This window comes from Acidobacteriota bacterium (assembly GCA_018001935.1).
Taxonomy (GTDB): domain Bacteria; phylum Acidobacteriota; class JAAYUB01; order JAAYUB01; family JAAYUB01; genus JAGNHB01.
On record JAGNHB010000098.1, the window covers coordinates 1 to 11728 of the forward strand.

General features: G+C 68.2%; 6 protein-coding genes. All 6 read right to left on the reverse strand.

All coding sequences use genetic code 11. The features are described 5' to 3' along the window. Nucleotides 1–281: 281 nt before the first annotated feature. Nucleotides 282–1238, reverse strand: a complete 957-nt coding sequence (locus KA419_20680; protein MBP7868351.1) for an RluA family pseudouridine synthase — start codon at nt 1236–1238, stop codon at nt 282–284. 1 nt (nt 1239) lies between these two features. Next, nucleotides 1240–3162 carry a transglutaminase domain-containing protein gene (locus KA419_20685; GenBank protein ID MBP7868352.1) on the reverse strand — a complete coding sequence of 641 codons (1923 nt, stop codon included), beginning with the start codon at nt 3160–3162 and terminating at the stop codon, nt 1240–1242. Between the two features lie 684 nt (nt 3163–3846). Continuing rightward, nucleotides 3847–6444 (reverse strand): M4 family metallopeptidase, encoded by a 2598-nt coding sequence (locus KA419_20690; GenBank protein ID MBP7868353.1) that lies wholly within the window; start codon nt 6442–6444, stop codon nt 3847–3849. Nucleotides 6445–6574: 130 nt separating this feature from the next. Continuing rightward, nucleotides 6575–9382: a DNA polymerase I gene (locus KA419_20695; protein MBP7868354.1), complete on the reverse strand. Its 2808-nt coding sequence runs from the start codon at nt 9380–9382 to the stop codon at nt 6575–6577. A gap of 405 nt (nt 9383–9787) precedes the next feature. Continuing rightward, complete coding sequence (gene ruvB / locus KA419_20700; protein MBP7868355.1) at nt 9788–10819, reverse strand: Holliday junction branch migration DNA helicase RuvB; 1032 nt, start codon at nt 10817–10819, stop codon at nt 9788–9790. A gap of 69 nt (nt 10820–10888) precedes the next feature. Beyond that, nucleotides 10889–11494 (reverse strand): Holliday junction branch migration protein RuvA, encoded by a 606-nt coding sequence (gene ruvA / locus KA419_20705; GenBank protein MBP7868356.1) that lies wholly within the window; start codon nt 11492–11494, stop codon nt 10889–10891. Nucleotides 11495–11728: the final 234 nt, after the last annotated feature.

Sequence of the window (11728 nt, forward strand, 5' to 3'; positions counted from 1 at the left end):
GGGTTGGCAGGGCGGGAAGGGCGGGAAGGGTTGGCAGGGCGGGGAAGGGCGGGGAAGGTGGGAAGGTGGGAAGGGCGGATCACACAGGGTAACATGCCGGGAGAAAAGGCTAACGGGCCGATCTCCTTCGGTGCTTGCCGGTTTCACCGGGCAGCCGGTTTCAACGGGCACGCACCCCTGTCTGACGCGGTCGATGCTGTTCGTGCTGCACCCGGCATTCCCCCAATCCTCTTTTTCTGTGTATTTCGTGTATTTCGTGGTCTATATTCCGTGGTCCGGGCTCACCAGGCGCCGCCGGAACGGAGAAAGGCCTCGGTGACCGCGGGGAGGGGGCCCCGTGCGGCGCCGGCGGGGGGGGCGCCCCAGTTCGCGGGCGGCAGGGCGCGGACGACCAGGGGGTCACCGGTCCGCGGGTGGGGCAAGGACACCCGAAAGGCGTGAAGGCCGAAGAAGGGCGCATCCTCCCGACCGCCGTAGAGGCGGTCCCCCGCAATGGGACAGCCGATCCAGGCGAGGTGCACCCGGATCTGGTGCGGGCGCCCCGTTTCAGGGCTCACCGCCAGCAGCGCCCACCCCGCCCCCGGGTCGGCGTGCAGCGTCCGGTAGCGGGTCAGCGCCTCCTTGCCCCGTTCCCGGCGGACGGCGTACTGGTTGAGGCGGTCCAGCCGGCGGGCGATCAGGGTTCGGACGGTCCCCGCCGGGTTCAAGGGCGGCGGCGAGACGACGGCCAGGTAGGTCTTGAGGACCTTCCGCTCCCGAAAGAGCGCGTAGACCCGCCGCTCCGCCTCCGGGGTCTTCCCGAAGAGCACCACCCCCGAGGTGCCGGTGTCCAGCCGGTGCAGGACCGCGGGGCGCCCCGGGAGACCGTGGGAAGCGAGGTAGTCCTCGACCCCTCTCTGGAGGCTTCCTTCCTGCCCCGTGGCGGACAGGTTGACGGGGACCCCCGAGGGTTTGTCCACCACCAGGAGGTGGGGGTCCTCGAAGAGCACCCGGGCCGGGTCCAGGGTGAAGCGGACGAAGGGGCGGTCCGGATCGACGCAGACCCGCACCCGGCTCCCCGGGCGGGGTTGCGTGGCGGGCACGTGACAGCGGGCGCCGTCCACGAAGCACCCGCCGGCCTCGATGACCTTCCGCGCGAGCTTTCGGGACAGCTCCGGCCACAGGTCCGCGACCAGGCGGTCCAGGCGCGTGAGTGCCGCGTCGGGGGCGAGGGTGGCGGAGAAGGTCCGGACGCCCATGTCACCGGGTGCGGTAGGCGGATTCCAGCAGGAAGTAGAAATTTTTCCCGTGGCAGATGTCGAAGAAGGTCTGCAGGCGGGCGGAGTCCTCGGCCAGGAGGAATTTGCCCTCCTGGAGCAGGCGGAGGATTTTCCCGAAGTGGGATTCCAGCAGGTAGCGGTTGACCCGGATAGTCACCTTCTGGAGCCGGTCGGTGTGCTTGTCCCGCCCGTAGGTCATCTCGAGGCAGTGCCGGACTTCCTGGTTCCGGACCAGGCTGTCCTTCAGCTGCCGGTAGAGTTCCTGGAGCAGGGCGACGAAGCGCTGGTCGTCGGGGGAGCCCAGGTCGTAGTCCTCGTCCAGCACGCCGAGTTCGAGGACCAGGTCGTCCTGGGCGGTGACCCGGACCTGCCACCGGGAGGTGTCCTTCGCCTTGTGGGTGCTGGTCATGAACTTGGCCACCATGTCCGGCTCCCGGACGGAGCGAAAGTCGAACAGGAGGGCTTGCGGGGGCTGGTCCGCGAGGATGAAGTCGCTGGCGGGGGTGAACCGGAACTCGCGGCGGGGCGCCAGCCCGGAGGAGAGGTTCGCGAACGCCAGGATCTCCTTCTGCAGGGAGGTTTCCAGGTCGTTGCAGAACGAGGCGATCACCGCCTGCCAGGCCTGCAGCGACGCGCCCTTCTTCAGGTTTTCATCGTTGCAGTTCATGAGGATGTCCGCCGCGTAGTGCACCGGCATGTTGAGCACGGAGATGCCGATGCCCGTGGGGTAGAGGTAGATCCGGCTCCGGAAGCGGACGAAGAAGCTCCGGTCGGTGGCGGCGGAGGCCAGGGTCGGGTCGCAGAGGAACCACCAGGCCGGCCCGTCCCGCTGGGGCACGGCCACCTCCACCCAGGCGTGGGCCCCGAAGTTGTTGAAGTCGTAGATCGCCCCGACCGCCACGGCGCAGGGGACCCCCAGGGCTCGGAGGAGGGCGATCATCAGACGGGTGAAGTCGTCGCAGTCGCCGAGGCCTTCCGCCACGACCTGCATGGGGCTGCGGAGCATGGTGTTCCGGTAGTAGCGGAGGGTCGTGGCCACGTAGAGGTTGACTTTCCGGACGACGGTGAGCAGGTTCCGCTCGGTGCCGACGATCTGCCTCGCCAGGGCCTCGATCTGCCGCCCCTCGTCTTCGCCGGCGTAGTCCCGGCCCCGGATCAGCCGTGCCAGGCCGATGAGGGAATCGGGCAGCCGCACGTCGCCCAGGTTCGGGAAACTTCGCGCCGACTCGGTCTCGTACGGGTGCAGCTTCATCTCGCCGGCGAGGAAGACCTGGCAGCCGGATGCCGGGTCCGCGGCGAGCATGTCCTGGTGGTGGACGGGGATCGTGACCTCGTACTCGTCCGCGGTCTGCGCCGCCCGGACGGAGTACGACGCTTTCTGCCCGTTGACGATGACCCCGGTGACGGACAGCTCCGGCCGGAAGATGCAGGGGAACCGCAGGGTCACCCGGACGGAGCCCTGCTCCCAGCTGGTCTCGGACATCCGGGGGGTCAGCATGACGCGGACCAGCCAGGGGATCCGGGTGTTCCCGTCGATGGGCCGGATGACGAGCTGCGGGAGTTTGTCGGGGTCGAGGGCCGACTCGTAGTTGACGAAGATCCGGCCGTTGATCATCACCAGGTTGCTTCCCAGGGGCGGCCGCGCGGGGCCGTTCCCCTCCCGGATGTAGACGGGGGTGTCGGCCGTGACGACCCGGGCGGTGGAGTCGGCGTGCTCCCGGTCGTCGTCGAGCCCCGAACCGGTGCGCTCGGACCCGCGCATCATGGGGTCCACGAAGCGCTTGATCAGGGAGCCGGGGTCGGATTCCGGCACGTCCAGCCGGGCGAGGGGCCCGGGATGGTCTGCAAACGACGGCCCGCCGGCCAGGGCGACCGCAACGCCGCCCAGCAGGACGATCAACATCGCAACCGTTTTCCTCACCGCTGTTTTTCCCTTCAAGCTGCCCTCACCCGAGCCGGTCTGTTCTCTCTGTCTACGAAAGCTTCCCCCGGGAAGTTCTCCGGCATTATACGGCTGTTCCGTCCAGACCCGGCGGATTTTTCAGGCCCGTTGACCCACGACGAGTACCCCGCAAGAAGAAACTCGCGCTCCGGGCGCCCGCGCCGGCTGCCGGAGCGGTGCGGTCCCAACCCGGCTCACGCGCTTTGCGCAAGCGCAGCCACCAGGGCACGAAGGCACAAGGGAAATGGCGACGGTCTGAGGGGGCTGGGGTCTCCCTGGAGCGCGAAGGGACGAAAGGACCCAAAGGACCCAAAGGACCAAAGGGACGGCCGGAACAAGGATTCAAAGGACCAAGGAGACAGCCGGAACGCGGGGGCGGGTCGATCTCGGGGTGCGCGGGCCCCGGGGCGGCGCCGCGGACGCCCGTCACCCCTGCCGGGCCGCTTGCGAATCTCCGGCGTCCGCGGCATGCCACCGGTTAAAACGTGATTCCCCTTCAGGGAATCGGGGGAGGGAGGCAGCAGAATGAATCGGCCGTCCGAATTCGCGTCAATTCGCGTTTTTCGCGGGAAACCCCCGGTTCGCGGGGAAGTGATAAAAAAAGCCCCGGCCGGGGCCGGGGCTTGGAGGTGCGGAAGGACCGGGCTACCAGGTTGCCTTGACGGTGTAGTTCAAGGTGGTGGAGTAGGCTCCGTTGTAGCCGTAGACCTTGATGTAGTAGGTCTGGGTGGAGCCGGTGCTGTTGGAGAAGGAGACGTTCTCGGCCGTGCCGGCGCCGTTGGTGCCGCTGGCCACCTGGGTGTTGGAGGAGTTGTAGACCTTCACGTCGTAGTCCTTGCCGGAGGGGACCACCAGGTTGACGGCCACCGTCTTCCCGGTCGCGACGCTGATCTTGAAGTAGTCGATGTCGGAGCTGGACGAGATCTTCCCGGTGCAGGCGGCGCCGGTGGTCAGGGTGTTGGCGGTGCCGGTGGTGCCGTTGGACTCGGTCTCGGTGTTGCCGGCAGGCGGCGTGGTCCCGGCGGTGTAGGTGGCGTTGAGGGAGATGCTGGAAGACGCGGCGTAGCCGTAGATGCTGATGTAGTAGTCACCGGCCGTCGGGTTGCTGATGGTGATGGTCTCGACGGAGGTGGAGCCGGTGCCGCTCCAGGTGTAGCTGGAGGTGGTGGGGGAGGAGCCGATCTTGACGTAGAGGTCGGCGTCGGCGGTGCCGCCCGTGGTCTTGACCACCAAGGAAGTCTGGCTGGCAGGGACCGCGATCTTGTAGTTGGCGTAGGCGCCCTTGGCCACGCTGATGCCGCTGACGGTCTGGCCGTTGGTCAGCGTGATGACGGACGGGGGCGTGGTGCCGCCGGTGTAGGTGGCGTTCAGGGAGAAACCGGAGGCGGCGGAGTAGCCGTAGATGCTGATGTAGTAGTCGCCGGCCGTGGGGTTGCTGACGGTGATGGTTTCGGCGGCGGAGCTGCCCGCGCTGTTCCAGGTGTAGCTGGAAGAGGTCGGGGAGGACCCGATCTTGGCGTAGAGGTCGGCGTCGCCCGTGCCGCCCGTGGTCTTGATCACCAGGGAGGTCTGGCCGGAAGGCACCGTGATCTTGTAGTTCAGGTACGCGCCCGCGGAGACGCTGAGGTTGGACACCGTCTGGCCGTTGGTCAGGGTGACCACGGTGGCCGGCGGGGTGGTGCCGCTGCCCACGCCCACGGCGGCCCAGGCGTTGTTGGACTGGGTGACTTCGTTGGAAGAGGCGCCGTAAAGGTCGGTGGCGGCGGAAGCATAGGCGGTCCGGGCCGCGGCGAAGTTGGTGGAGGCCGTCATGTAGGTGGTCAGGGCACGGTAGACGATCTGTTCGGCCTTGGACATGCCGATGCCGGTCACCTGGACGGTGGTCTTGCTGCGGGGGTGCGTGCCGCCCTGGCAGAGAAGGTAGTAGGCCAGGTTGCCGATGCCGGAGTTGAGATGCACGCCGCCGTAGTCGGAGGTTCCGGTGTAACGTTCGGGATAGTAGTCATACGACTGGCCGTCGGCCGTGGGGTTGTTCATGTAGCGCAGGGCGTCGCCGGAGGTGGCGGGCGTCCAGCAGTCCTCGCCCACCTTCCAGGTGTTGGCGCTGACGGCGCCGTCGGAGTAGGCTTCCGTGCTGACGGCGAAAATGTCGGACATCGCCTCGTTCAGGGCGCCGGACTCGTTGGAGTAGGTCAGGTTGGCGGTGTAATCGGTCACGCCGTGGGTGTACTCGTGGGCCACCACGTCGAGGTCGCGGGCCAGGGAGCTGGCCTGGGAGTTGTCGCCGTCGCCGAAGACGAACTGGGAGCCGTCCCAGTAAGCGTTCACGTAGCTGTTGCTGTAGTGAACGGTGGCGATCAGGGTCATGCCGGAGTTGTTGATGGAATCGCGGTTGAACCGGGCCTTGTAGTAGTTGTAGGTGGTTCCCACATGATTGTAGCAGGTCTGCACATCGACATCGGAGGAAGAGCCGCCCTCGGAGATCACGAGGGTTCCCGGAGTGGAGGTGCCGTGGTTGGCGGTGTAGACCTTGCGGTTCAGGGCTTCCTTGATGATGCCGTGCCGGGCGGTAAGGTCACCGGTGACGGCGTCGGCGAAGATTCGATCCATGCGCGGGGCGCCGGTCTCGAGGTCGTTGTAGAGCACGCGGGTGGTCCAGGCCAGGTAGACCTTGCCCTCGTCCATGACGTAGGTCAGGCGGGGCCGCTCCATGATCTCGCCGCCGATGATGCCGGTCTGCTCGAGGGCGATGTCCAGCGCCTCGTTGTAGCGGATCTGGGCGTGGGACGGAAGGGAATCGTCGGTGTTGGGGTAGAACGACCCGTTGACGGCCCTCACCTCGCCGGTGCTTTCATCGGCGTGGAGAATCATTTCGGCCCCGACGACGGGCAGCCCGTGCAGATACTGCTGGAACTTCAGGTGGACCTGGCCGAGGTCGTCCCGGAGGCCGCTCTTGGCCCGCAGGTCCTCGTTGCCGGCCGCGCCGAACGCCGGGTACATGGAACGCATGAATTCGACCGCGTCCGCCTCGGCGAAGGAGCGCAGCGTCCCCAGGCGGCCGATGATGAAGTCCGGCACGCCCCGCTGGTCCAACGTGATCTGGTTCACTTCGGGCAGGCGGGCAAACAGCTCTTTCTGTTCCTGCGTGAACTGCTTGTCCTGTCCCTTGTCGGCCGCCAGCATCTGCCCCCCAAGCATAGCCAGCGCGAGCAACGCAACCAACACAACCCAAAAACGACGCATACGAAGCCTCCTTAGAGAGATTTGATAAATTAGGGCCGATCGTATTCGGGCAGGGCGGTCGTGTCAAGAGTTTTTTTCGCTGTCAATACGCTTTTTTCAAATTTTTTCTTTCGTGTGACCCGGATCACAATCAGGCCTTCGCGTCGAACCAGCTGTGACCCTCGGAAACATCGGCCACGAGAGGAACGGCAAGCTCCGCGGCCCCTTCCATGGCGGATCTGAGAATGCCTCTCATTACGGGAAGCTCTCCCACCGGGCATTCCAGCACCAGTTCGTCGTGGACCTGGAGGAGGGGGCGGGACTGGAAACCGCCGTCGGCGAGCGCCCGGTCGAGGCGGAGCATGGCCCGTTTCATGATGTCGGCCGCGGTGCCCTGGACCGGGGCGTTGGTGGCGACGCGCTCCCCCGCCTGACGGACCATCCCGTTGGACGACTCCAGCTCCGGCATGGGGCGGACCCGGCCGAACAGCGTCCGGACGGCGCCCTCCGTTCGGGCCCTCTCCAGGTTGTCCTGAACCCAGCGTTTCACGCCGGGGAAGGTCCGGAAGTAGGCCTCGATGATCTCCTTCGCCTCGCCCCGGGAGATGGCGAGCCCGCCGGAAAGCCCGAATTCCGATTGCCCGTAGAGGATCCCGTAGTTTATTGCTTTCGCCCGGCGGCGGAACTCCTTCGGCGACTCCGCGTAACGGCTTCCGAAGACGGCCTTCGCCGTGCTGGTGTGGATGTCCTCGTCGCGGCGGAAGGCCTCCGCGAGCCCCGCGTCGCCGCTGAGGTGGGCGACGATGCGGAGTTCCACCTGGGAGTAGTCGGCGCAGAGCAGCACCGACCCCTCGGGGGCCACGAAAGCCTTGCGGATCTCCCGGCCCTCCTCGGTCCGGATGGGGATGTTCTGCAGGTTCGGGTTGGCGCTGGAGAGGCGGCCCGTGGAGGCCACGTCCTGCCGGAAGGTGGTGTGGACCCGCCCGGTCCGCGGGTCCGCGAGCCGGGGAAGCACGTCCACGTAGGTGCTCTTGAGCTTGGCCAGCCGGCGGTGCTCCAGGATCGCCGCCGGGAGGGGGTGGAGGGGCGCCAGCTGTTCCAGCACCTCCGCCCCGGTGGCGTAGCGGCCCGTCTTCTTCGTCCGTTTCAGCCGGCCCGGCGGGTGAATCCCCAGCTTGTCGAAGAGGATGTAGCCGAGCTGGACGGGCGAGTTGACGTTGAAGACCTCCCCCGCCAGCCCGTGGATGTTCCGCTCGTGTTCCGCCAGGCGGGACGCCATGCGCCCGGAGAGCGTCCGCAGCCAGGGGAGGTCGAGGAGGACCCCCGCCCGCTCCATTCGCGCGAGGATGGGGACCAGGGGCAGCTCGAGCCCCCGGTAGAGGTCGTCGAGGCCGAGGGCGGCGAGCCGGCCGGAAAGGGCCCGGGCGCAGGGGTGGAGGGCGGCGGCGCGGCGGGCCGCGTTCTCCGGGGTGTCGTCGGCGGCGGCGAGGAGGCCGCCCGCCTCGCCCTCCGGCGGGTCGGGGGGGAGTTCGAGGCCGGCGACGTCCAGGGCGATGCGGGGGAGGGTGTGGTCCTCCACGTGGGGGAAGACGAGGTAGTGCATCAGCGAGACGTCCTCCACCCGGTCCACGACGCCCTCCCACCGGGGGTCGCGGCGGCAGACGGCCTTGAGACCGCAGACCCGGAGGGGGCCCTTCCCCCCCAGGACGGCGGCGACCATCGCGTCGGCGTCCAGCCCCTCGGCCAGGCAGGCTCGGCCGGATCCCTCGGGGTGAAAGCAGAAGACGCCGGGGCCCGTCAGTGAAACGGCGAGCGGGGTCCCGCTCTCCAAGGCGGACCGGATGTCGGTCATCGCGCCCCGGGGCTGGGGGATGATGTCCACGCTCCCGGGGAGCGGTTTGACGGAGAGGCCCCGGGGGGGCGGACCCGCGTCAACCCCTCGGGGTGCGGGCCCGACACCGAGGCCGTCCTCGGGGGGGATCCCGTCCAGGAGCCCTCCCGGGGGAGGGAGGGGCGCACGGCCCGGGACGCCTTCCGCCCCTCCCGACGGGGGCGGGGGGGGCGGAGGAACGTCGGGTTCGGCGGGGGCTCCCGCGCTACGCTGGGCGGCGATCCAGCCCAGGAGCGAACGGAAACCGTAGTGCAGCGCCAAATGGTGCACCCGTTCCCAGTCGGGGCGGAACGGTCGCAGGTCGGCCCAGCCCCAGTCGAGGGGCAGGTCCGGCATCAGGGTGGCCAGTTCCCGGGAGTCGAGGACCCGCTGCCGGTTCTCCCGGAGGATCCCCCGGATCCGCTCGGACTTGACCTCCTCCAGCCGGTCGAGGCAGGCGTCCAGGGAGCCGAACTGCTCGAGAAGGGCCACCGCGGTTTTGGGCCCGATGCCGGGCGCCCCCGGGATGTTGTCCGAGGCGTCGCCGGTGAGGGCGAGGTAATCGGTGATCCGCTCGGGGGGCACGCCGAACTTTGCCTTTACCTCCTCCGGGCCGTAGGTGACATCGGCCCGGGTGTCGGCCACGGTGACCCCGTCCCCCACCAACTGGAAGAGGTCCTTGTCGGAGGAGAGCACCACCGCCTCCCGCCCGTTCGCCCGGGCCTCCCGGACCAGCCGGGCGATGACGTCGTCGGCCTCGAAGCCCTCCACGACCAGCACCGGGATACCGAAAGCCCCCAGCACGTCGAACACCAGGGGGACCTGGGCCTTGAGGTCCTCGGGGACCGGTTTCCGGTTGGCCTTGTAGGCGGCCGCCTTCCGGTGCCGGAGGGTCGGGCCGCCGGGGTCGGCCGCCGCGACGAAGTAGGCGGGCTTGCGGGTTTCCATCAGCTTCCGGAGCATGTGGACAAAGCCGAAGACCGCCTTGACGGGGGTCCCGTCCGGCGCCGTGAAGTCGCCCTGGATGGCGTAGTAGGCGCGGAACACCTGGCTCAGGGTGTCGAGGATGTAGACGGTGCTGTCGCTCATGGTCCCTCGCAGAAGGTAAAGGCTGTAGGCTATAGGCTGTAGGCTGTAGGTCCGGAGTTTTTCCCTCGGGTTCGGAATCGGTATCGGTATCGGAATCGGTATCGCAATCGCAGTCACAATCGCAGTCGGAATCGCAGTCGCTATCGCTGTCGGTCTCGCGTCCGGATTGGTCTCGCGGCCGCCGTCAGGGAGCCCGGACGCAATCGCCCGAAGGCAGGGGCCGGAGTTGAGGGGCCCGGGGGAAGGTCAACCGGAGGCCAAACTCCAACGGCGACCCCGCGGCCGGCCGCGATACCGATTCCCCTGCCGGCCCCGATTCCGATGCCGACCCCGATACCGATACCGACCCCGATGGGATTACCTCCGGACCTACAGCCTACAGCCTACAGCCTACAGCCTAATCCCCTAGAACAGCCTTGCCTGCCCGCCTCCCCAGCGCTCGGGGACGGGGCGCTTCAGGTACCGGTAGGCTTCCGGCGTGGCCACGCGGCCGCGGGGCGTCCGGTCGAGGAAGCCGCACTGGATGAGGAAGGGTTCGTAGATGTCCTCGATGGTGTCGGGCTCTTCGCCGGTGGCGGCGGCCAGGGTGTTCAGCCCCACGGGGCCGCCGGAAAACTTGTCCACGAGGGTGGAGAGGAGTTCCCGGGTCATGTCGTCCATGCCATTCTCGTCCACGTCCAGGAGGCGGAAGGCCTCGGCGGCGTTGGCGGCGTCGATGGCGCCGTGGGAGCGGACCTGGGCGAAGTCCCGCACGCGCTTCAGGAGCCGGTTGGCGATGCGGGGGGTCCCCCGGGAACGCCGGGCAATCTCGCGGACGCCGTCGGCGTCGGCCTCGACGGACAGGATCCGGGCGGAGTTCCGGACGATGACCTCCAGGTCGGCCTCGGGGTAGAACTCCAGCCGGTGGACGATCCCGAAGCGTCCCCGGAGGGGGGAGGTGAGCAGGCCCAGGCGCGTGGTGGCCCCCACGAGGGTGAAGGGGGGAAGCGTCAGGCAGACGGAGCGGGCCGAGGGGCCTTCGCCGATGACGATGTCCAGGGTGAAGTCCTCCATGGCCGGGTAGAGGATCTCCTCGATGGCCGGCTGGAGGCGGTGAATCTCGTCGATGAAGAGGACGTCGTTGGGCTGGAGGTTGGTCAGGAGCGCGGCCAGGGTTCCCCGCTTGTCGATGACCGGCCCGGAGGTGGTCTGGATGTTGACGCCCAGCTCCGCGGCGATCACCCCCGCCAGGGTGGTTTTCCCGAGCCCGGGCGGCCCGTAGAGGAGGACGTGGTCGAGGGCCTCCCGGCGGGCCCGGGCGGCCTGAATGGCCACCGTGACGTTCTCCACCACCTTGCGCTGGCCGATGTACTCCGTGAGGCGGCGCGGGCGGAGCTGCCCCTCGATGGGGTCGTCGTCGGTGAGGTGCGGGTCGAGAACGGGGTTGGGGGGCTTCATATCGGCTCACTCGTCATCCGTGTCCATCCGTGTGCATCCGTGGTCTCTTCCGGCCGCGGCCCGGGGGGCTCATTTCGCCATCAACCGCCGCAGGGTGGCCTTCAGCAGGGCCTCGAAGGGCGCTCCGGGGCTGTCGGCGAGTGCGGCGGCCACCGCCCGCTCGGCTTCGGCGCGCGGGTAGCCCAGATTGACCATGGCCGAGACCAGGTCGTCGGAGAGGGGCGTCGCCGGGGCGGGGGTTGCGGCGGCGGCCGGCGCCGACAGGCCCGCGAGCTTCGCCACCTTGTCCTTCAGCTCCATCACCAGTCGCTCGGCGGTCTTCTTCCCGATCCCGGGGACCTTGCAGAGGCGCTTGACGTCGCCCAGCGCCACGCAGCGGACCAGGGTCTCCGCGTCCATGCCCGACAGGGCGGCCAGGGCCGTCTTCGGGCCCAGGCCGGGCACGGAGATGAGGGCGCGGAACAACTCCAGCTCCGTTTCGGTCCCGAAGCCGAAGAGGGTGATCTGGTCCTCCCGGACATGGGTGTGGACCCGCAGGGCCTGCTCCCCCCCCTCCGGCGCCAGCGCGTAGAAGGTGGAGAGGGGGACTTGCAGGAAATAGCCGACGCCGTACACGTCCAGGATCACCGATTCCGGTTTCCGGTCCCGGACGTTCCCCTTCAGGTAAGCGATCATCGAAAATCTCCATGGAGGGCCGTCCCGTGGTGGTTTCCCGGCCGGCCCGCCGATGCATGGCGCCACTGTAGCAGACTCCCCGGGGGAATACAAGCAGGAGGAGGGTGGGGCAGCGGTTTCGCATCATGAGGACAAGCAGGGCCAAAAGGGGCGCGGTGAGAGGTTTTGAAGCGTTTCAGAGACAGCCGGCATTCTTGTGCGAGGGGGGTGATAGAGCAAAAGCGGCGGTAAAGT